The 24801-nt window shown below is 68.9% G+C and carries 26 protein-coding genes and 1 pseudogene; 6 read left to right on the top strand and 21 right to left on the bottom strand.

The window, feature by feature from the left end; genetic code table 11:
* Positions 1 to 293: 293 nt before the first annotated feature.
* The 14 genes from lsr2 to G6N37_RS17485 form a co-directional block, all read right to left on the bottom strand.
* Positions 294 to 632, bottom strand: coding sequence for a histone-like nucleoid-structuring protein Lsr2 (gene lsr2 / locus G6N37_RS17420; protein ID WP_003875617.1), 339 nt, complete (start codon positions 630 to 632; stop codon positions 294 to 296).
* A 124-nt stretch (positions 633 to 756) separates the two neighbouring features.
* Positions 757 to 2268 (bottom strand): lysine--tRNA ligase, encoded by a 1512-nt coding sequence (gene lysS / locus G6N37_RS17425; RefSeq protein ID WP_163682277.1) that lies wholly within the window; start codon positions 2266 to 2268, stop codon positions 757 to 759.
* 48 nt (positions 2269 to 2316) lie between these two features.
* Positions 2317 to 3132 carry a type III pantothenate kinase gene (locus G6N37_RS17430; protein ID WP_163682279.1) on the bottom strand — a complete coding sequence of 272 codons (816 nt, stop codon included), beginning with the start codon at positions 3130 to 3132 and terminating at the stop codon, positions 2317 to 2319.
* Positions 3133 to 3134: 2 nt separating this feature from the next.
* On the bottom strand, positions 3135 to 3554 hold the full coding sequence (panD, locus tag G6N37_RS17435; RefSeq protein ID WP_163685152.1) for an aspartate 1-decarboxylase: 420 nt from the start codon (positions 3552 to 3554) through the stop codon (positions 3135 to 3137).
* A complete protein-coding gene (gene panC / locus G6N37_RS17440; RefSeq protein WP_163682281.1) occupies positions 3554 to 4501 on the bottom strand; it encodes a pantoate--beta-alanine ligase in 948 nt (315 codons plus the stop codon). The genes panD and panC overlap by 1 nt, the downstream gene beginning before the upstream one ends.
* Positions 4498 to 5409 (bottom strand): Rossmann-like and DUF2520 domain-containing protein, encoded by a 912-nt coding sequence (locus tag G6N37_RS17445; protein ID WP_163685154.1) that lies wholly within the window; start codon positions 5407 to 5409, stop codon positions 4498 to 4500. Before G6N37_RS17445 ends, panC begins: the two co-directional genes overlap by 4 nt.
* 115 nt (positions 5410 to 5524) lie before the next feature.
* Positions 5525 to 6943, bottom strand: coding sequence for a DUF6779 domain-containing protein (locus G6N37_RS25990; protein WP_179961854.1), 1419 nt, complete (start codon positions 6941 to 6943; stop codon positions 5525 to 5527).
* Positions 6944 to 7029: 86 nt separating this feature from the next.
* Positions 7030 to 7506 carry a DUF3180 domain-containing protein gene (locus G6N37_RS17455; RefSeq protein WP_163682283.1) on the bottom strand — a complete coding sequence of 159 codons (477 nt, stop codon included), beginning with the start codon at positions 7504 to 7506 and terminating at the stop codon, positions 7030 to 7032.
* Positions 7506 to 8054, bottom strand: coding sequence for a 2-amino-4-hydroxy-6-hydroxymethyldihydropteridine diphosphokinase (gene folK, locus G6N37_RS17460; RefSeq protein ID WP_163682286.1), 549 nt, complete (start codon positions 8052 to 8054; stop codon positions 7506 to 7508). The genes G6N37_RS17455 and folK overlap by 1 nt, the downstream gene beginning before the upstream one ends.
* A complete protein-coding gene (gene folB / locus G6N37_RS17465) occupies positions 8051 to 8452 on the bottom strand; it encodes a dihydroneopterin aldolase (protein ID WP_163682287.1) in 402 nt (133 codons plus the stop codon). Before folB ends, folK begins: the two co-directional genes overlap by 4 nt.
* Complete coding sequence (folP, locus tag G6N37_RS17470) at positions 8445 to 9278, bottom strand: dihydropteroate synthase (RefSeq protein ID WP_163682289.1); 834 nt, start codon at positions 9276 to 9278, stop codon at positions 8445 to 8447. The genes folB and folP overlap by 8 nt, the downstream gene beginning before the upstream one ends.
* Before the next feature lie 18 nt (positions 9279 to 9296).
* Positions 9297 to 9911 (bottom strand): GTP cyclohydrolase I FolE, encoded by a 615-nt coding sequence (gene folE, locus G6N37_RS17475; protein ID WP_163682291.1) that lies wholly within the window; start codon positions 9909 to 9911, stop codon positions 9297 to 9299.
* Positions 9912 to 9925: 14 nt separating this feature from the next.
* Positions 9926 to 12313 (bottom strand): ATP-dependent zinc metalloprotease FtsH, encoded by a 2388-nt coding sequence (gene ftsH / locus G6N37_RS17480; RefSeq protein ID WP_163682293.1) that lies wholly within the window; start codon positions 12311 to 12313, stop codon positions 9926 to 9928.
* Positions 12314 to 12545: 232 nt separating this feature from the next.
* On the bottom strand, positions 12546 to 12962 hold the full coding sequence (locus tag G6N37_RS17485; protein ID WP_163682296.1) for a VOC family protein: 417 nt from the start codon (positions 12960 to 12962) through the stop codon (positions 12546 to 12548).
* 133 nt (positions 12963 to 13095) lie between these two features.
* Between G6N37_RS17485 and G6N37_RS17490 the strand changes: the two genes are divergently transcribed.
* The 3 genes from G6N37_RS17490 to G6N37_RS17500 are packed head-to-tail and all read left to right on the top strand — an operon-like array spanning position 13096 to position 16264.
* Positions 13096 to 14067 (top strand): alpha/beta fold hydrolase, encoded by a 972-nt coding sequence (locus G6N37_RS17490; RefSeq protein ID WP_276066431.1) that lies wholly within the window; start codon positions 13096 to 13098, stop codon positions 14065 to 14067.
* The gene (locus tag G6N37_RS17495; protein ID WP_163682298.1) at positions 14064 to 15251 is read left to right on the top strand and encodes an LLM class flavin-dependent oxidoreductase; all 1188 of its coding nucleotides are present in this window, start codon (positions 14064 to 14066) and stop codon (positions 15249 to 15251) included. Before G6N37_RS17490 ends, G6N37_RS17495 begins: the two co-directional genes overlap by 4 nt.
* A complete protein-coding gene (locus tag G6N37_RS17500) occupies positions 15251 to 16264 on the top strand; it encodes a zinc-binding dehydrogenase (RefSeq protein WP_163682300.1) in 1014 nt (337 codons plus the stop codon). The genes G6N37_RS17495 and G6N37_RS17500 overlap by 1 nt, the downstream gene beginning before the upstream one ends.
* 7 nt (positions 16265 to 16271) lie before the next feature.
* On the opposite strand, the gene G6N37_RS17505 is transcribed toward G6N37_RS17500, so the two are convergent.
* From G6N37_RS17505 to G6N37_RS17520, 4 genes and pseudogenes are all read right to left on the bottom strand, one after another.
* Complete coding sequence (locus G6N37_RS17505) at positions 16272 to 16556, bottom strand: WXG100 family type VII secretion target (RefSeq protein WP_163682302.1); 285 nt, start codon at positions 16554 to 16556, stop codon at positions 16272 to 16274.
* Between the two features lie 39 nt (positions 16557 to 16595).
* A complete protein-coding gene (locus G6N37_RS17510) occupies positions 16596 to 16892 on the bottom strand; it encodes a WXG100 family type VII secretion target (RefSeq protein ID WP_163682304.1) in 297 nt (98 codons plus the stop codon).
* Positions 16893 to 16963: 71 nt separating this feature from the next.
* A complete protein-coding gene (locus tag G6N37_RS17515) occupies positions 16964 to 18061 on the bottom strand; it encodes a PPE family protein (protein ID WP_163682306.1) in 1098 nt (365 codons plus the stop codon).
* An 844-nt stretch (positions 18062 to 18905) separates the two neighbouring features.
* A pseudogene (locus G6N37_RS17520) lies at positions 18906 to 19199 on the bottom strand (PE family protein); the annotation flags it as partial.
* A gap of 173 nt (positions 19200 to 19372) precedes the next feature.
* Here G6N37_RS17520 and G6N37_RS17525 point away from each other — a divergent pair.
* Both G6N37_RS17525 and G6N37_RS17530 read left to right on the top strand, forming a co-directional pair.
* Positions 19373 to 19723, top strand: coding sequence for a hypothetical protein (locus G6N37_RS17525; protein WP_163682308.1), 351 nt, complete (start codon positions 19373 to 19375; stop codon positions 19721 to 19723).
* Between the two features lie 51 nt (positions 19724 to 19774).
* The gene (locus G6N37_RS17530; RefSeq protein ID WP_163682310.1) at positions 19775 to 21361 is read left to right on the top strand and encodes an HNH endonuclease signature motif containing protein; all 1587 of its coding nucleotides are present in this window, start codon (positions 19775 to 19777) and stop codon (positions 21359 to 21361) included.
* A gap of 25 nt (positions 21362 to 21386) precedes the next feature.
* On the opposite strand, the gene G6N37_RS17535 is transcribed toward G6N37_RS17530, so the two are convergent.
* Positions 21387 to 22625, bottom strand: coding sequence for a PPE family protein (locus G6N37_RS17535; RefSeq protein WP_163682312.1), 1239 nt, complete (start codon positions 22623 to 22625; stop codon positions 21387 to 21389).
* Positions 22626 to 22636: 11 nt separating this feature from the next.
* Positions 22637 to 22936, bottom strand: coding sequence for a PE family protein (locus G6N37_RS17540; protein WP_163682314.1), 300 nt, complete (start codon positions 22934 to 22936; stop codon positions 22637 to 22639).
* A 400-nt stretch (positions 22937 to 23336) separates the two neighbouring features.
* Between G6N37_RS17540 and G6N37_RS17545 the strand changes: the two genes are divergently transcribed.
* The gene (locus tag G6N37_RS17545; RefSeq protein WP_163682316.1) at positions 23337 to 24083 is read left to right on the top strand and encodes an SIMPL domain-containing protein; all 747 of its coding nucleotides are present in this window, start codon (positions 23337 to 23339) and stop codon (positions 24081 to 24083) included.
* 81 nt (positions 24084 to 24164) lie between these two features.
* Here G6N37_RS17545 and hpt read toward each other — a convergent pair whose 3' ends face one another.
* The gene (hpt, locus tag G6N37_RS17550) at positions 24165 to 24776 is read right to left on the bottom strand and encodes a hypoxanthine phosphoribosyltransferase (RefSeq protein WP_163682318.1); all 612 of its coding nucleotides are present in this window, start codon (positions 24774 to 24776) and stop codon (positions 24165 to 24167) included.
* Positions 24777 to 24801 lie beyond the last annotated feature (25 nt).

Genomic DNA, 24801 nt, shown 5'->3' on the forward strand with positions numbered 1-24801 from the left:
TCACCATCGGTACTGGCCCCTGAGCGGCCCACCGGCCCCAGTTGGGACCGGAATCGCATACCTGCCATCCACTGTAATGGTCGGCCTGCCAGGGGGCATAACCTTGCGGTTCCTTGCTGTTGAAGACCCGCGGGCCCGTTCCGGGCGATCTCCCTGTGATCACAGCGCCGTAACTCGACCAACGTGGCCGGGCGCCATTTCGTTTCCCTTATCCACGAACGAGGCTTTCGCCGCCAGCGAAACGACAAACCGGCGCCAGGCCGTTGCGGCCCGGGCGCCGGTTTCCAGGTTTGTCAGGTTGCCGCGTGGAACGCGTCGATGACGTCGGCGGGGATACGGCCACGCGTCGACACGTTGTGGCCGTTGCGGCGCGCCCATTCGCGAATCGCCGCGCTCTGCTCGCGGTCGATCGCGCCGCGGCCGCGGCCGGAGCCGGAACGCCCACGCCGCCGTCCGCCGACCCGGCGACCGGCTTCCACCCACTGCTTCAGGTCGTTGCGAAGTTTCGCGGCATTCTTGGACGAAAGGTCAATCTCATACGTCACCCCGTCAAGCCCGAATTCGACCGTTTCGTCGGCTGCGCCGGCACCGTCGAAATCATCGACCAGGGTGACGGTCACTTTTTTCGCCATTAGCTTATCCTCGCATTTCGTCCTGAGCAGTTGCTGAGCAGATTGGGTGTGCCTCCCCGGGTCACCAATCTGCCATAACAACGCAGCATACTCAATCCGGCCGCAAGGCGCACAGTTGCACTTTTCAACTGGAGTGCGGCCGAACAATCGGGAACAAAACTGTCTCCCGAATTGACAGTCCAGTCAAAGTCATCAACAACCGATCGATACCCATTCCCGTTCCGGTGCACGGCGGCATCGCATACTCGAGCGCGGCGAGAAAGTCTTCGTCGAGCACCATGGCCTCGTCGTCGCCGGCCGCGGCGGCGCGGGCTTGCGCGGCGAATCTCTCCCGCTGCACGACGGGGTCGTTCAATTCGGAGTACCCGGTGGCCAGTTCGACCCCGCGGATGTAGAGGTCCCACTTCTCGGTCACGCCGGGGATGCTGCGGTGCTGACGTGTCAAAGGCGTTGTCTCAACCGGAAAGTCCCGGACAAAGGTGGGCGCGGTCAGCGCGTTGCCCACCGTGTGCTCCCAGAGTTCCTCGACCAGCTTTCCGTGCCCGTAGCCGCGATCGCGGGGGATCTCGACCCCGAGCCGGTCCGCGATGGCCCACAGGCGCTCGGCCGGGGTCTGCGGTGTGATCTCTTCACCGAGCGCCGCCGACAGTGACGGGTACATTTGAATCGACGCCCATTCTCCGTCTATGTCGTAGACACTCCCGTCGGGCAGCGGCAGTTGTCGGGTTCCGATCGCCTCATCGGCGACCTCTTGAATAAGCTCGCGCGTGACGACTGCCGAATCGTCATAGGTTCCGTACGCCTGGTAGGTCTCCAGCATGGAGAATTCCGGAGAATGAGTGGAATCCGCGCCCTCGTTTCGGAACACTCGATTTACTTCGAAGACCTTGTCGAAACCGCCGACCACGCAGCGCTTGAGGAACAGTTCCGGGGCGATCCGCAGGTACAGATCGATGTCGAGCGCATTGGAATGCGTGACGAACGGTCGTGCCGCCGCACCGCCCGCGAGCGTCTGCAAGATCGGCGTTTCGACTTCGGAAAACCCGCGCCGCTCGAGCGCGTTGCGGATCGCGCGGACCACGGCGATTCGCTGCCGCGCCACCGTGCGGGCCTGGGGACGGACGATGAGGTCGACGTAGCGCTGCCGCACGCGCGCCTCTTCGCTCATCTCCTTGTGGGCCACCGGCAGCGGTCGCAGCGACTTGGCCGCCATCTGCCAGGAATCGGCGAGGACGGACAATTCGCCGCGGCGTGAGCTGATCACGTTGCCGTGCACGTAGACGATGTCGCCGAGGTCGACGTCGGCCTTCCACGCGTCCAGCGACTCGCGGCCCACCTTGTCCAGGCTGATCATCACCTGCAGGGTGGTGCCGTCGCCCTCCTGCAGGGTGGCGAAGCACAGTTTCCCGGAGTTGCGGGCGAATATGACCCGGCCGGCGATGCCGACGACGTCGTCGGTTGCGGTGTCGACCGGCAGGTCGGGATGCTCGGCGCGGACCTGCGCCAGGGTGTGGGTGCGTTCGATGGCGACCGGATAGGGTTCGCGGCCCTCCGCCAGCAAGCGAGCGCGCTTGTCCCGGCGGATGCGGAACTGCTCGGGCAGGTCTGCTGCTGCATCCTCACTGGCGTCACTCACGACGTGCCAGCTTAAATGACCCGGCTTCGCGCGTGCGGGGACGCCGGTTCAGCGCGCGGTCTTGAGCCGACCGCGCTGAGCGTCGCGGTTGCGTTCGAAGACCAGCCGAAGTCCCTGCAGGGTCAAATGCTGGTCGTACTGGCTGGCCGTGTGCAGCTCGGGCAGCAGCAGCGGTGCCGTGTGGCCCGTCGCGACGACCGCCACGTCGTCACCGGCAAAGCCCTCCACGTCCTCGCGGATGCGTCCGACCAGGCCGTCGACCAGCCCGGCGAAGCCGAACACCGCGCCGGACTGCATGCATTCGACGGTGTTCTTGCCCACCACCGAGCGGGGGCGGGACAGTTCCACGCGGCGCAGCGCGGCGGAGCGGGCCGCGGCGGCGTCCGAGGAGACCTGCACGCCCGGCGCGATCGCGCCGCCAAGGAATTCACCCTTGGCCGACACGACGTCCACGCAGATCGAGGAGCCGAAGTCGATGACGATGGCGGCGCTTTGGAAGCGGTGAAATGCGGCCAGGCAGTTGACGATCCGGTCGGCACCGACTTCCTTCGGATTGTCGACCAGCAGCGGGATGCCGGTGCGCACACCGGGCTCGATCAGCACGTGCGGCACCGCCGGCCAGTACTGGTCGAGCATGATCCGCACCTCGTGCAGCACCGACGGGACGGTGGACAGCGCGGCGGCGCCGGTGAGCCGCTCGGAGTCCTCGCCGATCAGGCCGTCGATGGTCAGGGCCAGCTCGTCGGCGGTGGCTTCGGACTCGGTCCGGATCCGCCAGTGCTGCACGACCTTTGCGTGCTCCTTGGACCCGGAGATCAGCCCCACGACGGTGTGGGTGTTACGAACGTCGATGGCGAGCAGCACGGTTACCGCGCGACGATTCGGGGATCCAACAGCTCGGCGGCGTCGGCGGGGACGAAGGCCGGATCGTCACCCAGGTCGATCGGCTTGTTGTCGGTGTCGACGAACACGATCCGCGGCCGGTAGGACCGCGCCTCGGCGTCTTCCATGGTCCCGTACGCGATCAGGATCACCAGATCGCCCGGGTGCACGAGATGGGCTGCCGCTCCGTTGATTCCGATCACGCCGCTGCCGCGCTCCCCGGTGATCGCGTAGGTGACCAGGCGGGCGCCGTTGTCGATGTCGACGATGGTCACCTGCTCGCCCTCGAGCAGGTCCGCAGCGTCCATCAGGTCGGCGTCGATGGTCACCGAGCCCACGTAGTGCAGGTCAGCCTGCGTGACGGTGGCGCGGTGGATCTTCGACTTGAGCATCGTCCGTAGCATCAATTCCTCCAAGATGATTCACGGGTGTGCCGATATCCGTCCGGCCCGACGGGTGCCGGCGAAGTCGTTTCTGTTCCGAGTTCAATGGCGATGTTGTCCAGCAGCCTGGTGCGGCCGAGCCGGACGGCGACGAGCAACCGGCCGGTTCTGTTGTCCTGCAACGGGCCCAGGTCCGCACCGCGCAGCTCGAGGTAGTCGACCGTGAGCTCGGGCACCGCCTCGAGCACCGCGCGCGCGGCGTCCAGCGCCGCCCGCGGCCCGGCGTCGGCGGCGTGCGCCGCCGCGGTCAGCGCCGCCGACACCGCCACGGCGGCCTCGCGCTGCGCCGGATCGAGGTAGCGGTTGCGTGACGACATGGCCAGCCCGTCGGCTTCGCGGACGGTGGGCACGCCGACCACCCCGACGTCGATGTTCAGGTCGGCGACCATCTGCCGGATCAGCACCAGTTGCTGATAGTCCTTCTCGCCGAAGAACACCCGGTCGGGCCGAACGATCTGCAGCAGCTTGCAGACCACGGTCAGCACGCCGGCGAAGTGGGTCGGTCGCGGACCACCCTCGAGGTCGGCGGCCAGTGGGCCGGGCTGCACGGTGGTGCGCAGGCCGTCGGGATACATCGCCGCCGCCGTTGGCGCGAACACGATCTCGACGCCTTCGCCGCGCAGCAGCGCCAGGTCGTCGTCCAGGGTCCGCGGGTAGGCGTCGAGGTCTTCTCCGGCGCCGAACTGGAGGGGGTTGACGAAGATCGACACCGCCACCACCGCGCCGGGCACCCGCTTGGCGGCGCGGACCAGGGTCAGGTGACCGTCGTGCAGCGCGCCCATGGTGGGGACCAGCATCACCCGGCGGCCGGTGTGACGCAGCGCGCGACAGACGTCGGTGACGTCGCTCGGACGCGAGTACAGGTTGAGTTCGCCGGCCTTGAACGCGGGCGGCCTTCCCGGTGTCATCCCGCCAGCACCCGGACGACGTCGGCGGGAGCGTGCGCGCGCCGGGCGGTCCGCAGGGCGTTCACCCGGTACGCCTGCCCCAGTTCGGGATCGACCTGATTCAGCGCGGCCAGGTGCCCGGCGACCGCGGCCGCGTCACCGCGCGCGACCGGGCCGGTCAGCGCGGCCTGCCCGCGTTGCAGGGTGTTCTCCAGCGCCGCCCGGGCCAGCGGCCCGACGATGCGTTCGGCGATCCCACCCGGTTGGTCGTCGACGGATTCTTGCCCGAGCAGTTCGCTGCCGCGCAGCGCGGCCCGCAACGCCTCCAGCGCGTCGGCGAGCACCGTCACCAGGTGGTTGCCGGCGTGCGCCAGGGCCGCGTGGTAGAGCACCCGCGCTTCCTCGCGCACGAAGAACGGCTCGCCGCCCATCTCCAGGACGAGCGATTGTCCGATCGCATACCCCACATCGTCGGCCGCGGTGATGCCGAAGCAGGTGTCGGGCAGCCTGCTGATGTCCTCATCGGACCCGGTGAACGTCATCGCCGGGTGGATCGCGAGCGGTATGCAGCCATCCCGGGTCAACGGCGCGAGAATGCCGACGCCGTTGGCGCCGGAGGTGTGGGCGACGATCGTGCCCGGCCGCACCGACGACGTCGCGGCCAGCCCGGACACCAGGCCGGCGAGTTCGCTGTCGGGGACGGCCAGCAGCAGCAGCTCGGCGCCGGCGGCCACGTCCGGCGGCGGCACCACCGGGGTATCGGGCAGCCAGCGCTGCGCCCGCTGGCGGGAGGCGTGGGAGATGGCGCTGCACGCCACCACCACGTGGTCGGCGCGCTCCAGCGCGACACCGAGCGCGGTGCCCACCCGGCCGGCCGAGATGATTCCCACCTTGAGCCTGGCCGGGCGCAAACCGTCGAACTGCACCATCGCAGACGACCTCACAGATTTCTTCGTTCGTTCCGGTCCCACCCCGTGGGTACCGTTCGGTCACTAAAACTGTAGTCGATTACCCGGCGGTGCCCAATGTGAGGAAGCTCCCAGCTCAGCCGTCGCGTCGACGACGGCGGCCCCCCTCGGACGGCTGGACCTGCAGCCGCGCCAGCAGGTCGGCAACCGACTGGCCGCCGGTTTGGGAGCCCTCGAGGCCCCGGCCGGCGTCGTCCACGCTCTCGGCCAGCGGGTCCACCCCGCCGTGCCGGGGCGTGTGCTCCGGGGGTGGCGGCGGGGCCAGCCGCGGTGGTGGGGCCTCGGCGGCCGGGGGCGGTGAATGGGGTGGCGGCGGCGGGGGCGTGGCCGCGGCGGGAGCGGGGGGCGCCGGCGCGAACGGGCGCTCGTTCGGCGGCTCGAACGGGCGCTCGTTTGAGGGCTCGCTCGTGGGCGCGAAGTTGCGGGCACCGTAGTCGCGGTACTCCGCGGAGTGGCGCGAGCGTGCGCGGCGACCGGACTGGCCGTACGGCGGTGGGGTCACCCGCTCGACGGACGGGGCGGCCCAGGCCTCGTCCGGTTCGGAGTGGCGGGCGCGCCGACGCCGGCCGGATGTCTCGTCGGCCGGTGCGCCGGCGGGCTCGGAGCCGGCCCACTGGCTGCCCGGCGTTCCGGGCGGCAGCCATAGTCCGGACGAACCGACCGGCTGCCAACCCTGCGGTTGCGGCTGGGGCTCCGGCTCCGGAGCTGGTGGTGGGGGCGGTTGGTGAAACGGCTCGAATCGCGGTTCCGGCTGCGGCGGCGCCGCGCTGTACGACGGCTCGGGCTGGGCCTGCGGCGCCGGCTCCTGCGGCGCTTCGTACTGGTAATGCACCCGCTCCCGGCGCGGCTGCCGGGGCGGCAACAGCGGCTCCTCGGGCACATCGATGATCGCCGTTTCGTCGGGGCGGCCCGTCGCGTTGTCCTGGGGTACCGAGGTCACCCGGTCGCTGGCGACCCAGTCGTAGGGCGCGTCGCGCGGGGTCTCCCCGTTGCGGTCCCACTCGCTGTAGGCGCGTTCGGGCGGCGCCTCGGTCTCCGGCGTCTCCAGGGCCGGGCGCTGGGCGAGATCGGTGTCGAACAGGATCTCCAGGCTGGTGCGCAACGCGCTCAGCTCCGCGCGCAGCTCGGCCAGGTCGTCGGCGGCTTGGGCGCGTAGCTCGGAAGCGAGCTCTCGGCGCAGCTGGGACTCCACCGTCAGCTCGTACTCGCGCCGGGCCGAGATTTCCCGATCCAGCTGCAGGTCGTACACCAGCTTCAGGTCGCGGACGCGGGACTGATCCGCGTCACTCTGGCGGCGGTACAGCACCGACACGAAGGCGCCGGCGACTGCGGCCCACAGCGCCAGGATTACAGCGAGCTTGAGGAGTTCCACCCGATTGGTGAAAACCAGCGCGGAGCTGGCCCCCATGGCGAGGACCAGCAACGCGGTCAAGAGCACCCACCCCGGCCTGCGGCCGCCGCGCCGGACCCTGGCGCCGCGGGACAGAACGGTCATGGCCTGACTGTACCTGCGCGAGGTCAATCCGCGTGTCGCCCTCCTTCGGCGATTCTCACGCGGGTTGTCGGCCGGTCGGGGGTGGGCTAATTCTCCGCGCCCTCCCCGTGCTCGGTCTGATCCGGCGGGGACTTGCAGCAATGTTGCAGCCACAGCGCGGCGGCGACGAGCGCCAGCGCGCTGACGGCGGCGACCACGGTCCCACTGGTGTCCTCGGCGGCCGCCCGCAGCCAGGACCGCCGCGGCAGGAAGTACACCAGCACTCCGACCCACCACCCCAGCATCAGCGCGCCCACCCAGGCCGACGCCTTCGCGACCACCAGGGTGCGCGCCACCGCCAAGGGATGCAGCCAGCCGGGCCCGACGCCGATTTCGCCCTCGGTGATCTTGGCCCGCACGTATCGTGCCCACAGCGCTTCGGCGACGGCGACCGCAAGCAGCGACAGGCCCGTCCACACCGTGATGGGCGGAAACCACCGGTACAGGCCCGTTACCAGCAGATAGCCGACCACCGCAGCGCCGACCACCGCGGCCGTCAGGTCACGTTTCCTGGTCGGTCCCATCAGGCTTCCGGCTCCCGATCGGCCCGCGGCCCGCCCGACCGCTCGAGCGTCAGGCCGGTCAACCGGACGCTTTCCCGGTCGGCCGGGTCCAGTTCGGCGAGCAGGCTCGCGACGGGTCGCGGGCCCTCGGCGACGGTCAGTTGGGCATCGGGGTCGATGGCAAGCCACGGGATCATGACGAACGCCCGCAAATGGGCCAGGGGGTGCGGCAGCGTCAGGTTGTTCTCGCGCGAGATCACCTCCCCCTCGCCGTAACACGCGATCAGGTCGACGTCGAGCGTGCGCGGGCCCCAGCGCTCGCCGCGCACCCGGCCGGCCGCCCGCTCGAATTCCTGCGCCCGGCGCAGCCAGCCCTGCCCGTCGCAGGCCGGGTCGTTCGCGATCAGAACCGCGTTGAGAAACGGCGCCTGGTCGACCCGGCCCCACGGGTCGGTCTCGTACACCGGGGACACCGCGAGCACCGTCTCGCCCAGGCCGTCGACGACCGACTGCAGCCGCGCGAGGCGGTCGCCCAGGTTGGATCCGATGGACAGCACCACCCAAGTCATAAGCGCCGCTCCGCGGGGATGACCGAACCGCGGCCGCCGCGCCGCGACCGCCGCACCACCACGGCGACGTCGTCGAACTGCAGCGGGATCGGGGCCTGCGGCTTGTGCACCACCACCTCGACGGCGTGCACTCGCTCGTCTTGCATCACCCGATCGGCGATCTCGCCGCCCACCGCTTCGATCAGGTTCCGCGGCGGCCCGGCCACGACGTCGGCCGCCAGCTGGGCGAGGGCGGCATAGTCGTAGGTGTCGGACAGCTCGTCGCTGGCGGCGGCCCCGGCGAGATCGATCCACACGGTCATGTCGACGACGAACTCTTGCCCGTCGGCGCGCTCGTGCTGGAAAACTCCGTGTCGCCCACGAATCGTCAACCCCCGCAATTCGATTCGATCAGCCATCGTTTCCAGCCAGGTCAGTCTCCTCCGCTTCGGTTTGCGCCCAGGCCCCCACGACCTTGAGGGCGTCGGCCGTGGCCCGCACGTCGTGCACCCGAACGCCCCATGCCCCGTAGAGCGCCGCCAGCGCGGATATCACCGCGGTCGCCGTCTCGCGGCCGTCGGGCGGACGCGGCGAGCCGTCCGGCCCGGCTAACAACGTACCGAGGAACCGTTTCCGCGACGCGCCCAGGAGGACCGGGACTCCGGTGGCCACCAGCTGCGGCAGGGCGCGCAGCAGCGCCCAATTGTGTTGCGCCGTCTTGGCGAACCCGAGGCCCGGATCGATCACCAGCTTGGCGGGGTCGACGCCCGCGGCGACGGCGGCGTCGACGCTGGCCAGCAACTCGGCGCGCACTTCGGCGACCACGTCGTCGTAGTGCGGGGCCGCATGCGGGCGGTCGGCCGACACCGACCGCCAATGCATCAGCACCCAGGGCACGCCGGCGTCGGCCAGCAGCGGCGCCATCGCCGGGTCGGCGCGCCCGCCCGACACGTCGTTGACGATGCGCGCGCCGTTCTGCAGCGCCGCTTGCGCGACATCCGCGTGCATGGTGTCGATACTTACCGTGATCCCTTCCGCCGCAAGCTCTTTGACCACGGGAATCACTCGCGACGTCTCGACCCGGGAATCGATCCGCGTGGCACCGGGCCGGGTCGACTCCCCACCGACGTCGACGATGTCCGCGCCGTCGGCGGCCAGCGCCAGTCCATGCGCCACCGCGTTGCCGGTATCGAGATAGCGGCCGCCATCGGAGAACGAGTCGTCAGTGACGTTCAGGACTCCCATAACCCGCACGGGCGCGACTCACTTACGCAGGATGAGGTCGAGCGCCTCGGCTCGGGAAGCGGCGTTGGTCTTGAACTGTCCACGCACCGCCGAGGTGGTGGTGACCGCGCCGGGCTTGCGGACGCCGCGCATGGCCATGCACAGGTGCTCGGCTTCGATCACGACGATCACCCCGCGCGGGTCGAGTTTGTTCATCAGGGCGTCGGCTACCTGGCTGGTGAGCCGTTCCTGCACCTGCGGCCGCTTGGCGTAGAGGTCGACCAACCGCGCGATCTTGGACAGCCCGGTCACCCTGCCGTCGCTGCCCGGGATGTAGCCGACGTGGGCCACCCCGTGAAACGACACCAGATGGTGTTCGCAGGTGGAGTACAGCGGGATTTCCTTCACGAGCACCAGTTCGTCGTGATCCTCGTCGAACATGGTGTTCAGCACGCTGTCGGGGTCCGTGTAGAGCCCGGCGAAGATTTCCCGGTAGGCGCGGGCGACGCGAGCCGGCGTGTCGCGCAGGCCGTGCCGGTCCGGGTCCTCGCCGATTGCGTGCAGCAGCTCCCGCACCGCGGCCTCGGCACGCGCCTGGTCGAACACCCGAACCGAGGGCGAGGCGGTGTCCGGCCCCACACCTGTTACGGCCATCGATCCTCCGTTCGTCAGCCGTGCGCCGGTGGGTTGGACCGGCTTACGTCGTCGTCCTGCTGGTCGGGCGACGCGCCGGCCGGGTCCGGCAGGCTCGGCGGCGGATAGGGCGGATACGGCGGGTAGGGCGGCTGCACCTGGCCCTGCGGACCCTGGTGGCCCTGATGGCGGGGCTGCCCCGGATAACCGGGGGAGTGCCCCGCGGGCTGCGGCCAGTAGGGCTGTTGCGGGGCCTGCGGCGGCGGATACCAGTAATTAGGCTGCGGGTCCTGCGGGGGCCATCCCGGCGCGTGCCAGCCCGCCGGAGCCCCGTAGTCCGGCTGGGTGGGTCCGTGCGGCACTCCTGGACGATTGCCGGCCGCTTGAGAGCCGTTGCCGCCGTTGTTCTTCCGGTCGGCGTCCGCTCCCGCAGCCGCCGCGGCCTGGCTGGCCCGCGCGATGGCCGCCTTGAATGCCGGTTCGGGGACGGGCGGTGGCCACGGCTCGCCGCGCTCCATCGCCAGCTCGCCGGGCGTCTTGATCGGCGGCTTGTCCGACGGGATGCGGCCACCGAAGTCGTCGAACATGGTGAGCCTGGGCCGCTTTTCCACGTCGGCGAAGATCCCTTCCAGCTCCGGGCGGTGCAGGGTCTCCTTCTCCAGCAGCTCGCCGGCCAGGGTGTCGAGGACGTCGCGATATTCGGTGAGGATCTCCCACGCCTCGGTGTGCGCCGCCTCGATCAGCTTGCGGACCTCGTCGTCGATGTCGCGGGCGACCTCGTGCGAGTAGTCGGCTTGGGTGCCCATGGTCCGGCCCAGAAACGGGTCCCCGTGCTCGGTGCCGTACTTCACGGCGCCGAGCTTGGAGCTCATCCCGAACTCGGTGACCATCGCGCGGGCCACCTTGGTGGCCTGCTCGATGTCGGACACCGCGCCGGTCGTCGGCTCGCGGAACACCAGTTCCTCGGCGGCGCGGCCGCCCATCGCGAATACCAGCTGAGCGATCATCTCCGAGCGGGTCCGCAGGCCCTTGTCCTCCTCGGGCACCGCCACCGCGTGCCCGCCGGTACGGCCCCGCGCGAGGATCGTGACCTTGTAAATCGGTTCGATGTCCGGCATCGCCCAGGCCGCCAGGGTGTGGCCGCCCTCGTGGTAGGCGGTGATCTTCTTTTCCTGCTCGCTGATGATCCGGCCCTTGCGGCGCGGCCCGCCGATCACCCGGTCCACCGCCTCTTCGAGCGCGGCGGTGGTGATGACGGTGCCGTTCTCCCGGGCGGTCAGCAGCGCCGCCTCGTTGATGACGTTGGCCAGGTCGGCACCGGTCATGCCGACGGTGCGCTTGGCCAGCCCGTTGAGGTCGGCGTCCGGGGCGATGGGCTTGCCCTTGGAATGCACCGCCAGCACCGCGCGGCGACCCGCCAGGTCCGGGTTGGACACCGGGATCTGACGGTCGAAGCGGCCGGGCCGCAGCAGCGCGGGGTCCAGGATGTCGGGCCGGTTGGTGGCCGCGATCAGGATGACGCCGGCGCGCGGGTCGAAACCGTCCATCTCGACCAGCAACTGGTTCAGCGTTTGCTCGCGCTCGTCGTGCCCACCGCCGAGGCCGGCGCCGCGCTGGCGGCCCACCGCGTCGATCTCGTCGACGAAGATGATGCAGGGGTTGTTCTGCTTGGCCTGCTCGAACAGGTCGCGCACCCGGGAGGCGCCCACACCGACGAACATCTCGACGAAGTCGGAGCCGGAGATGGTGAAGAACGGGACCCCGGCCTCCCCCGCCACGGCGCGGGCCAGCAGCGTCTTACCGGTTCCGGGTGGGCCGTAGAGCAGCACCCCCTTGGGGATCTTGGCGCCCAGGGCCTGATAGCGGCCGGGGTTCTGCAGGAAGTCCTTGATCTCGTAGAGCTCTTCGACCGCCTCGTCCACGCCCGCAACGTCGGCGAACGTCGTCTTGGGCATGTCCTTGTTGAGCAGCTTGGCGCGTGATTTGCCGAACCCGAAGCCCATTCGGGCGCCACCCTGCATGCGGGAGAACATCACGAACAGGCCCACCAGCAACAGCAGCGGAAGGACGTACACCAGCAGCTCGCCCAGAATGCTGCCCTGGTTGACGACCGTGCTGACCTTCGCGTTCTTCGCGCTCAGCGCGTTGAACAGGTCGACCGCGTACCCGCTCGGGTATTTGGTGATGACCTTGTCGGAGTTGTCGGTGTCGCCGTTGCCCTTCTTCAGGGTCAACCGCAGCTGCTGCTCGCGATCGTCGATCTGCGCGCTCTTGACGTTGTCGCCGTTGATCTGCGCCACCGCCACCGACGTGTCGACGGGCTTATAGCCGCGGGTGTCGTCGCTGAAGTAGAAGAACGACCAACCGAGCAGCACCACGACGGCAATCGCCGTGATGGTGCGGATAACGTTTTTCCGGTTCATCAATCATCGGCCGTGCCGGCCAGGTCCTTCCCCGATATTCACGCCGCTCGAAAAGTCCAGGTTACCGCTCGTGGCGATCGCCAGCCCCGGCAGAGCCGGGCGCAGCCGGATCGCCACCTCATCTGTGGATACGACATCTGTGGATATAACGACGGCGGGTTCCCGCCCAGCCGGGCGCTGGGGCGCGGGTTCCCGCCCAGCCGGGCACTCGGCGCAGTCGTCGGTCTCGTGATCATTCGTAATAGCGCGCCTCGACGACGTTGCCATCCGGATCGGCGAAGTAGTAGGCCTGCGGCGCCCAGCCGCGGGCCCCGAAATTGGGGCCCAGTCGCGCGCCGGTGTCCACTCCCGCCGCTTGCAGGCGAAGATCCAGCGCGTCATATTCAGACTTCGACAGCGCGAGGCAGACGTGGTTCACCGGGTGGCCGGCACTGCCGTGCACCCGCGTCAGCGACTCGACGCCGGCGACATCGCCAAGCGGCACCAAGTCGATGATCGAGTCCTCACAGACCCGCACGCTCGGGAAGGGCGAATCGCCGGCCTCGAACTCAGCGAACCGGACCGGCGCCAACCCGACCACCCTCGTATAGAAATCCATCGAGACGCGCGGATTCCTCGTCCAGAGGACGACGTGGTCGAGCCGCTTCATTCCCGGTCCCCCTTGCTTTCGCGCAACTGCGATGGCTTCACGGCGATATCTACCAGCCGACGAAAGCCGTTGGGATGCTATTCGCAATCAGCATGAATACTTCTCAGCCCCGGAGGGGTTGTGCTTTGGTGGCATGGTGCTCAAATCAACCGAACGGTTAGTGGAGACCAACGGTGTGCAGCTGCGGGTGACCGAGGCGGGCGAGCGCGGCGCACCCGTCGTGATTTTGGCCCACGGCTTTCCCGAACTGGCCTATTCGTGGCGCCACCAGATTCCGGTCCTCGCCGAGGCGGGTTACCGCGTGCTGGCGCCCGATCAGCGCGGCTATGGCGGCTCATCTCGTCCCGAAGCGGTCGAGGCTTACGACGTACACCAGCTCACGGCCGACCTTGTCGGTCTGCTCGACGACGTCGGCGCCGAACGCGCCGTATGGATCGGACACGACTGGGGTGCCGCGGTGGTGTGGAACGCCCCGTTGCTGCACCCGGATCGGGTCGCGGCCGTCGCCGCGCTCAGCGTGCCGGCGGTGCCCCGGCCGAAGTCGGCGCCGACGCAGGCATGGCGCAAGGCGTTCGGCGAGAACTTCTTCTACATCCTGTACTTCCAGGAGCCCGGCGTCGCCGACGCTGAGCTCAACGCCGACCCCGCCCGGACGATGCGGCGGATGATGGGCGGGTTGCGGACATCGGGTGACCCACTCACCGCGTCGCGGATGGTGGCCCCCGGTCCCGAAGGGTTCATCGACCGCCTTCCCGAACCGGACGCGTTGCCGGACTGGCTCAGCCAGGAGGAACTCGATCACTACGTCGCCGAGTTTTCTCGCACCGGGTTCACCGGCGGCCTGAACTGGTATCGCAACTTCGACCGCAACTGGGAGACCACTCCCGAGCTGGCCGACGCGAAAATTACTGTGCCGGCGCTCTTTATCGGGGGAACCGCCGACCCGGTGTTGACGTTCACCCGCGCCGACCGCGCGTCACAGTTGATCACCGGCCCCTACCGCCAGGTGATGATCGACGACGCGGGGCACTGGCTGCAGCAGGAAAGGCCCGACGAGGTGAACGCGGCCCTACTGGACTTCCTCAATGGATTGGAGTTGCGATGAGCGCGCCACTTCGCTTCGGTGTCTTCATCACACCGTTTCACCCGATCGGCCAATCCCCGACGGTGGCTTTGGAATACGACATGGAACGGGTGGTCGCGCTCGATCGGCTCGGTTACGACGAAGCGTGGTTCGGCGAGCACCACTCCGGAGGCTACGAGCTGATCGCCTGCCCGGAGGTCTTCATCGCGGCCGCCGCCGAGCGCACGAAACACATCCGGCTGGGCACCGGCGTGGTTTCGCTGCCCTACCACCATCCGCTGATGGTCGCCGATCGCTGGGTGCTGCTCGACCACCTCACCCGCGGCCGGGTCATGTTCGGCACCGGCCCCGGCGCGTTGCCGTCGGATGCCTACATGATGGGCATCGACCCGGTCGACCAGCGGCACATGATGCAGGAGTCGCTGGAGGCGATCCTCGCTCTGTTCCGCGCCGGTCCCACCGAGCGGATAGACCGCCACACCGACTGGTTCACGCTGCGCGACGCGCAACTGCATATCCGGCCCTACACCTGGCCCTATCCCGAAATCTCCACGGCGGCAATGATTTCTCCGTCCGGCCCGCGGCTGGCCGGTGCGCTGGGCACGTCGTTGCTGTCGTTGTCGATGTCGGTGCCCGGCGGCTACGCCGCGCTGGAAACCACTTGGGACGTGGTGCGCGAGCAGGCCGCCAAAGCCGGCCGGGACGAGCCGAACCGAGCCGACTGGCGTGTTCTGAGCATCATGCACATCGCGGACAGCCGTGAGCGGGCCATCGACGACTGCACCTACGGGCTGCAGGATTTCGCCAACTACTTCGGCGCGGCGGGGTTCGTCCCGTTGGCCAACACCGTCGAGGGCGCCCAGACGCCGCACGAGTTCGTCGAGGATTACGCGGCCAAGGGCAATTGCTGCATAGGAACCCCCGAGGACGCGATCGCCCACATCGAAGACCTGCTCGACCGCTCAGGCGGTTTCGGCACGCTGCTGATGCTGGGCCACGACTGGGCCTCCCCCGAGGCGACGTATCACTGCTACGAGCTGATGGCGCGCAAGGTGATCCCCCATTTCAAGGGACAGCTGACGGCGTCGCGCTCGTCGCACGACTGGGCCAAGGGCAATCGTGACCAATTGATCGGCCGAGCCGGTGAGGCCGTGGTGAAAGCCATCACCGAGCACGTCGACGAACAGAAGGGGGTGAAAAGCTGATGCGCGCTGCGGTATTGCGAGACGGCCGGATGGTCTGTCGGGATGACGTGCCGGATCCCGTGCCCGAGGCCGGGCAGGTGCTCGTCGGCGTGCAGGCGTGCGGGATATGCGGTTCGGACCTGCATTTCGCGGCGCACGGCGCACACGTGCTTCAGATGAGCGATCGGGTGGCCGGCGAAGCGGGCGGCATGCACGTCGACCTGAACCACGACGTCTTCATGGGGCACGAGTTCAGCGCCGAGGTCCTCGAGGCCGGGCCCGGCACCGAAACCCACCCGCCGGGAACGCTGGTCACCTCGCTTCCGGTGCTGTTGTCCGCCAAGGGCGTCGAGCCAATCGTCTACAGCAACAGCACAATCGGTGGTTACGCCGAACGCATGCTCCTTTCGGCGCCGCTGCTGCTGCCCGTCCCGAACGGCCTGGACTTCAAACATGCGGCCCTGACCGAACCCATGGCGGTGGGGTTGCACGCCGTCAACAAGTCCAACATCGCCCCCGGCGAGACAGCCCTGGTCATCGGGTGCGGCCCGATCGGCATCGCGATCATCGCCGCCCTACGCGCGCGCGGCGCCGAAAATGTTGTGGCGTCCGATTTTTCGCCAAAGCGCCGCGAACTGGCCGCTGCCATGGGCGCCCACCAGACGCTGGACGCCGCGCAGGGCTCGCCGTTCGACTCCGTCAAGCCCGCGGTGGTGTTCGAGGCGGTCGGAGTGCCCGGCATCATCGATGACGTCCTGCTCCGGGCCCGGCCGGGCACCCGCCTGGTGGTCGCCGGCGTTTGCATGCAGCCCGACACCGTGCATCCGTTCTTCGCGATTGCCAAAGAGATCAATGTTCAGTTCGTCCTTGCCTACACACCGGAGGAGTTCACCGACTCGCTGCGCGCGCTGGCCGAGGGTGACATCGACGTGAGCCCGCTGATCACCGGGGAGGTCGGCCTGGACGGGGTCGGCGCCGCCTTTGACGAACTCGCCGACCCCGAACGGCACTGCAAGGTTCTGGTCACCCCGTAACCAGCTGTCAGGCCCAGCTGGATCCGACGGCGCTGTCGGTGCCGGCCATGTTGCTGCCCGCGGTTTGCACTTTCTGCCCGTGGGTGTTGGCCTGCTCGTAGATCACCTGGAAGTTGCGGCCCAGCTGGATGATGAACTCCTGGCACGCCGCCGAACCGGCACCTCCCCAAAAGTCGCCGGCGGCAAGCACATCACGGACGATGGCCTGGTGTTCGGCCTCCAACGACGCGGCCTGTGCGCGAATGGTGGCCCCGTGGGCATCGACATCGCCGAATTGATAGTTGATCGTCATGTTGAACGTCTCCTGTTGGTAGAGGGGTTGATTGGTGGATTAGCTGCCCAGGACCTGCTGGGAGGCCTGCTCTTGCTGCTCGTAGTTGTCGGCGTCACGAACCAGCCCGTCCCGCACGCCGTGCAGCATGTTGACGATGTTGCGGAACGCTTGATTCATCTGGCCCATGGTGTCGTACGACGTCGCCTCGGCGGTTCCGCTCCAGCCCGCGCCGGAGATGTTCTGCGACGACGCCCACATCTTGCGGGCCTCGTCCTCCACCGTTTGGGCGTGGACCTCGAAGCGGCCCGCCATGTCCCGCATTGCGTGCGGATCGGTCATGAATCGTGTTGTCATTGATACTCTCCTTCGAAAGTGGTTGTTGGTTGCGAAGTTTGGTCACCGATATGTCGAGAGCGCTCCTTCCGTCATCCGACCACGCGCGGCAATACGCTTGCGGGAGCCGGCATGGTGCCGCCGAATCCGCGCATCTCCATACCGCCCACTTGGGCCGCGGAGCTGCTCGAGGGCCGCAGCATTCGAGCCGCAGCGCCGGCACCCGCCAGTGGTGCGCCGGCCGGCGCGCCAGCTTCGGGAGTCGCCGCGGTCCAGCCGGGCGGGACCGACAGGCCTCCGACGGGGGTGGCCTGGCCCATGGCCGCCGACGGCATCAGCCGCGCGGGCGCCAGCCTCTCCGGAGCTTGCATCAGCGGCTGGGCGGGGATGAAACGTTGCATCCCGGACATCGCCCCCGGGGAGAAGGAGCCGGATGCGGGCATGCCGCCGGCCAGGGCGGCGCTGGATGCGGGCACCCCGCCCAGTGCCGTCGTCCCGGCGCCGCCCCCCTGGCCGAAGGGCATGCCGAGTAGGTCGGTGAAGCTGCTGATCGCCGATGGGAAGCCGCTCGCCAGCGACGAGGCGGGCGAATTGAGCGTCGAGGTCAGCCCCATGCCCGCTTGAGTCGCCATTCCCTGGGTGACGCCCTGCATAGCGGCCCCGGCGGAGGTGGTGGGCGGAGCGACCGCCATCGGCGCGAGCATGGCCGCCGCCGACGAGGCGCCGGCATAGGCGTACATGGCCATGGCGTCCTGGGCCCACATCTCGCCGTACTGCGCCTCGGTGGCCGCGATCGCCGGGGTGTTTATCCCCAGGAAGTTGGTCGCGACGAGCTGCATCAACAGGGCCCGATTGGCGGCGATGAGCGGCGGCGGCACGGTGGCCGCGAACGCCGCCTCGTGTGCCACGGCCGCCGCCGTCGCCTGCATCCCCGCCTGCTCGGCCTGCGCGGCCGTGGCGTGCATCCAGGCCACGTAGGGAGCGGCGGCCGCGGCCATCGCCATCGACGACGGGCCCTGCCAGCCGGATTCGGTGAGGTCGAGAATCACCGTCCCGTAGCCCGTCGCGGCTGAACGCAGTTCCGCGGCCAGCACCTCCCAGGCCATCGCGGCCGCCAGGATCGACGCCGGCCCCGGTCCTGCGTACATCAGGCCGGAATTGATCTCCGGGGGCATCGCACCGAAATCCATGACTAATTCCTCTCTTTCCGTGGTTGCGCTATGCCAGCGCCGGCACGGGCTTCGGGCTGGCGGCGGCTTTGATGGCCGCGTGCGCGTGCACGACGTGCTCGCCGGGCGTGCCGGCAGGCAGGTGCATCGGGGCGACGTGTTCGGCGGGCAAGGCCGGCGCCAGGTCGGCGGCCGCGAGCGGCATCCGGTGGATAGGCGCCGTCGGCGCCAGCTGCGCAGGCGAGATGTGCTGACCGGCCCCCAAATCCGCGGCACCCAGCGGCATCCGGTGGATAGGCGCCGTCGGCGCCAGCTGCGCAGGCGAGATGTGCTGACCGGCCCCCAAATCCGCGGCACCCAGCGGCATCCGGTGGATAGGCGCCGTCGGCGCCAGCTGCGCAGGCGAGATGTGCTGACCGGCCGCCAAATCCGCGCCCGCGACATTCTCGGCGGGCGCCGGGCGGGCGGGCGCCACGTGCTCGAGATGCTGGGCGGGCGCCACGTGCGCGGGCGCGAGGTGCTCGGCGGGAGTTGCCGGGTGACGGCCGTAGTCGGCGTTGGCATAGCCGCCGTGCTGCGGTGCCATGTGACGGCCGTAGTCGGCGTTGGCATAGCCGCCGTGCTGCGGTGTCATGTGGCCGCCGTAGTTGCCGCCGCCGCGCCAACCCTGGCCGAGGGGCGTCGCCGCCGCGAGTGGGCCGGGAGCGGCGGGGCCTGCGCCGGCGGGGACGCCGGGCACCGGCCGGCCGGGGACGGTCGGGGTCACGCGGTTCGGCGCAGCCGGCGCAACCCGGGTGTGCATCGCGGGTGCTGGACGGGCAGGCGCGACGGGGGCCATGCGCGCGGGCGCCAGGTGACCACCCGCGGCCTGCGTCGCATTGGCTGCCTCGGTGGCCGAATACGAATCGGCACTCAGGCCCAGGGCTTTGATGAACTGCTCGTGGATCATGCTCGCCTCGGCGCTGATCGCCTGATATTGCTGGCCGTAACCGGCGAAGGCGGCCGCGGTCATGACCGAAACTTCATCGGCCGCCGGCGGGACCACGCCCGTGATCGAAAACCCGGCCATCGAGTTGGCCGCGGCCACCGCGGCGCCGATCGCCTGCAGCTGGCCGGCTGCGGCTGACAGCAGCTCCGGGTCGGTGGTCAGGAACGACATGTGTCTTCTCCTCGTGCGATGCCGGATTTCGGCTTGGTTTGTCGTACTTGGTGACACTATGTCATAAATAAGGAATCTATGTCCAGTCTTCGGTCGCGATTTCTTGGTTTCGGCTTATAACTCGCAGGTGGAGACGGTTTGCCCGTCTTTCTGCACCGGGTTACTCTGGGTGGATGCCACGAACGAACGCCGCGGGCTGGGGGCTGAGGCGCCTGCTCGAGGCGACGCTGAACCGCGACATCACCGTCGAGCAGTTGCGCGACGCCTGCGGTGTCACCAAAGGACGCTGGTACGGGGCCGGCGGGCGCGCCAACGCCGACGACTTCCCCGACGCCGAGGAGGCCCGGCGCGCCGCGCACGCGTTCGGGCTGAGCGCCACCTGGCTGCAGGTTGAACTCGGCCTGATCACGCCGGAAGACGTGCACGGAGCCCTGGCTGATGGGCAGTCGCTGGACCCTTTCCGGGCCACCACCCGACAGCGAGTGCTGATGCCGAATCCGACGCCGGACGCCTCGCCCGGCTAGTCGTCGTCGGCTGACGGTTGTTTGTCGGCGCCACCGGCTATGATCGAACACATGTTCGAGATAGCGCCTGACCCCGCCTCCCTGGTGAAGGTGATCGAGTCGACGCACCGGCAGGAAGCAGAGCTGGTGGCCCGGAGAATGGCCGCGGTAGCGGCGCTGCTGCGGCATCGTACGGCCGCCGCCGGGGCGCCGGAGCGCCCGCGCGAATATGCGGCGATCGACGCGTTCGAGCAGACCGCCGCCGAGGTCGCCGCCGCGATGAACCTCTCGCCCGTCGCGGCCAGCTATGTGGTGTCGTACGCGGAGGCGCTGGACACCCGGTTGCCGAAGATCGGGGCCCTGCTCGCGGCGGGCCGGACGGACTGGCGCACAGCGCGCCTGATCATCACCCGCACCGATCTGGTGACCGACGAGAACCTGATCGCCGATATCGACCAATCGCTCGCCGAACGCATCGGCAACTGGCACGGGTGGTCCAAGCAGCGCATCGTCAACGCCGTCGACGCCGCGGTCCGGGCCACCGATCCCGACGCCGCGCGCGAGCGCCACGTTGCCGCCCAGGACGACCGCCACGTCGCAATCAGCACCAGAGACGACGGGATGGCCGACATCTACGGGTCGGTCGCCGCCACGGCCGCAACCGCCTTTGACCGACGGCTCTCACAGCTTGCCAAGCAGGTGTGCCCGACGGACCCGCGGACGCTGGACCAGCGCCGGGCCGACGCACTCGCCGCGCTGGCCGAGGGCCGCGGGCTGGCCTGCGCCTGCGGAGAACCGGAGTGCCCCAACCGACCCGGTGGCCGCGGCCCGGATCGAGGGGCCGCGGCGCAGGTGGTCATCAACGTGGTGGCCAGCGAGCAGACCGTCTACGCCGGTGGCGGTGAGCCCGGCTACCTGGAGGGCTACGGCGTCATCGACGCCGAGCAGGTGCGCCGATTGGCGGCCGCGGCATCCGTACTCGTCGCAGATCCGGTGACGAGTACGGTCGAGGCGTTGCGCTACCAACCATCCGCGGCCTTGGAACGGGCCGTCCGGTGCCGCGATCTCACCTGCCGCTTCCCCGGGTGCAGCCGGCCGGCCGTCGTCTGCGACCTCGACCACACCATTCCGTTCAACCACCAGAACCCGGCGGCCGGCGGGCGGACCGTCGCGGAAAACCTGAAATGTCTTTGCCGACAACATCATCGGCTCAAAACTTTCGGTGGCTGGCGCGATGAGCAGCTGGCTGACGGCACCGTGATCTGGCGGTCGCCTGCGGGACGGACTTACCGCACGTCGCCCGCCGGTGCCGACCTGTTCCCCCAGACGGCCCGTCCGGCCTGCTCACCACCTGTGCTTGCGAGACGGACCCGATCGCAGCAACGCAGCGCGCGAATCACTCAGGCGCGCAACCACAACCGGGTACAACGGCCGATCAACGAAGCGCGGCGAGCGCTGGAGGAGGCCCGGCAACAGGAAATCGCAGCACGCAAGTTTCGTAACCACATGCGCGACATGCTCTTTCTGTTCAAAGGCGCGCCGAGCACCAGCCCCTTCTGCACCTGGGTGAATGATCCCAAAGAACCGGAAGAACTACCGCCGGACTGGATTCCCGATGAGCCGGCCCCACAGGCCCTGCCCGACGATCCGCCGTTCTGACGCGCGCCCGCGCGCGGCATACGAATCAGCCTCCCGCCGGTGGCTGAGCGATGACGGTGGGCTTGAAACCGTATCGCGGCGCGACAAAGTGGGCTGCCGCACTGCGTCCGGTCCCGGCGCCGGGCATCATCGGCACTCCACCCACCGCGTTCGTGGCGGGTTCGACAGCCGCTGCGGCAGTGCCGCCGTTGAGCGCCACGGTGACGGGTGCCGTCGGCGCCGCGCTCGCCCATGCCCCTGGCACCGATAACCCGCCGATCGATGCCGCCTTGCCGACGGCGCCGCCGATCGCGCCGATCGAGCCCACGCCCGCGCCCGGAATGGCGGCGGGCAGAACCGCCTCGGCCGCTTTGGCGGTGCCCTCGGCGGCGGACTTCGCGGCGGGCATCATGCCCTGGGCGATGCCTTGCATGTCTTTGAACGAGGTGGTGAATAGCCGTATCGGCGAGATCAATCGGATGAACGCGTCAAAGGGCGTGCTGGCGTCCAGGGTCTGCGACCCGGTCAGACCCTCCAACAGGTCACCCAATGGACCGCCCACCACTATCCCGTCTCCCTCGGGGTTCAGCCCGATCATCCCGCCAAGGGAAAGCGCGGGATTCGCCGGCGGATCGCTCGTCAACCCGGCCAGCGACGACAGCGTCTGAGGCACCGCGTCGAGCACCTGTGCGTTGTCGCTTGCGCCGACGCCGGCCGCTTGGGCCACCGCAGCCGCCTGGCCGGCGACCCCGGCCGGGTTGGTAGCGGGTGCCGCCGGTTCGAAGGGTGGCAGCGTCGAGGCCGCGGCCGACGTACCGGCGTATCCGTACATCGCGGCGGCGTCTCGCGCCCACATCTCGCCGTATTGCGACTCGGTCGCCGCGATTGCCGCGGTGTTCTGGCCAAGAACGTTCGTCGCCATCAACTGCGCCAACAACGCCCTATTCGCCGCGACCACCGCCGGGGGCACCGTTTCGGCGAACGCGGCCTCATAGCCCCCCGCTGCAGCCACGGCTTGAGCGCCGGCCTGTTCCGCCCGCCCGGCCGTACCGCGTAGCCACGCCACTTGCGGTGCGGCCGCAGCCAGCATTGACGACGCAGCCGGCCCCTGCCACGGTCCGTCGGTAAGGCCCGTGATCACCGACCCATAGGAGGCCGCCGCGGAATGCAGCTCGGCAGCCAGCCGGTCCCATGCCACCGCAGCGGCCAGGAGGGGCCCCGATCCCGGCCCCGAGTACATCAGGGCGGAGTTGATCTCAGGCGGCAACTGCGCGAAATCCAGCATTGCCTTTCCGCCTAACCGACCGCGGCAGCGTTGGCCGCCTCCGTTGCGGCGTACGAACCGGCGCTGATGCCGAGCGTTGTCGCCAGCTGCTCACGAACACTCGCGGCCTCAGCACTGATCTCCTGGAAGAGCTGTGCGTGCCAGGAGAACTGGGCCGCAGTCAATATCGACACCAGATCGGCGGCGGCGGGCGCCACGCCGGTTGTCGGGACCACTACGGCCGAATTTCCCTCCCGCACGGCCGCGTTGATGCCGTGCAGCTCAGCGGCGGCCACATCCATCATCTCCGGTCGGGCCATCATGAACGACATTTCCCCTCCTCAAAAGTCCATCATTGCAACAGCTTTCAGCGCCTGTGATTGGCGCCGAGTCAGACGTCTCGACACGCTAGGGCAGCGATGTCCACGGATGACAGCCCCGGAGACGCCAATTCATCGCCGAGTCGATAACTGTTCACTTAGCTGGCTGATTACCCCGCAAACATATGCTTTTGACATGAAATTGATTGTGAACCAATATGTTTGGAGTCATATATGTACTTATATGTGGCGCCGTAAAGGCCCAGACATGGTTTGCCACGGCTAAGTCAGAGCGGCGGTTGAGACCAAATGTGTTTCGGCACAGCATTATTCGAGTCGCCGGTGCTCCGCAGGGGAGCTGCCGCGACCGGCCCGTAGCATCGGCGGGTCCCGGGCGGCTAGGGTGCCAGTCATGCCGGCCGCAACGAACGCCCCGAGATTTTCCCGCAAGTTGATCGCCTTGGCCGCCGCCGGGCTGGCAGCGGCCACGCTGTCGGCATGCGATTCCCCGCCGTCGGCGCCCGCCCCCGGGGTCAACCCCCGTCAGGTCACCGTCTTCGGGTCCGGGCAAGTCCAGGGCGTCCCGGACACGTTGACCGCCGACGTCGGCATCGAATTCACGGCGCCCGACGTGACCGCCGCGATGAACCAGACCAACGACCGTCAGCAAGCGGTCATCAACGCGCTGGCCGGCGCCGGCGTCGACCGCAAGGACATCAGCACCACCGAGGTCACGCTGCAGCCGCAGTTCAGCAACCCCGAGCCCAACGGCACCGCGACCATCACCGGTTACCGCGCCACCAACGCCATCGCGGTCAAGATCCACCCGCCCGACGCCGCGTCGCGGATGCTGGCCCTCATCGTGGGCACCGGCGGCGATGCCACCCGGATCAAGTCGGTCAGCTACTCCATCGCCGATGACGCGCAGCTGGTGAAGGATGCGCGCGCGCGAGCGTTCAACGACGCCAAGAACCGCGCCGAACAGTATGCCCAGCTGTCCGGGCTCCGGTTGGGCAGGGTGCTGTCCATTTCGGAGGCCACCGAGCCGACGGCGGGCGGGCCGCCGGCGCCACCGAGGGCCATGCCGAGCGCGGTCCCGCTGGAACCGGGCCAGCAGACAGTGAGCTTTTCGGTGACCGCCGTGTGGGAGCTGGACTAGTGGCGATCGCCTAGCCGGGCGCGGCGGGTCGCCACCAACGAACTCGAGGCGATCGCAAGCGCGGCGTAGCCGGGCGCGGACCTACTGCTGGTAGACCCTGGGGTCCAGGGTGCCGATGTACGACAGGTCGCGGTAGCGCTCGTCGTAGTCCAGGCCGTAGCCCACGACGAAGTCGTTCGGGATGTCGAAGCCCACGTAGGCGATGTCGACGTTGGCGCCCTTCGCGTCCGGCTTGCGCAGCAGCGTGCACACCCGCAGCGAGCGCGGATGGCGGCTGGTGAGGTTGCGCAGCAGCCACGACAGCGTCAGCCCCGAGTCCACGACGTCCTCGACGATCAGCACGTCGCGGCCCTGGATGTCGCGGTCCAAGTCCTTCAGAATCCGCACCACGCCCGACGACGAGGTCGAGGATCCATAGGAGCTCACGGCCATGAACTCGAACTGGGTGGGCACCGGGATCGCCCGCGCCAGGTCGGTGACAAAGATCACAGCGCCCTTGAGCACGGTGATCAGCAGCAGATCCTGACCGGTCTCGGTCACGACGTCGCGGTATTGCCCACCGATCTCCTCGCCGAGTTCGGCGATTCGCGCCTGGATCTGCTCGGCGGTCAGCAGAACCGACTTGATGTCCCCCGGGTACAGCTCCACGGGCTGCGGGGGGGTGATCGCCGAGGAGATCTGGGCCACGCCCACAGCGTGCCACGCCAACGGCCGAAAA

Origin of the sequence: Mycobacterium seoulense (assembly GCF_010731595.1) — a bacterium.
Taxonomy (GTDB): Bacteria; Actinomycetota; Actinomycetes; order Mycobacteriales; family Mycobacteriaceae; genus Mycobacterium; species Mycobacterium seoulense.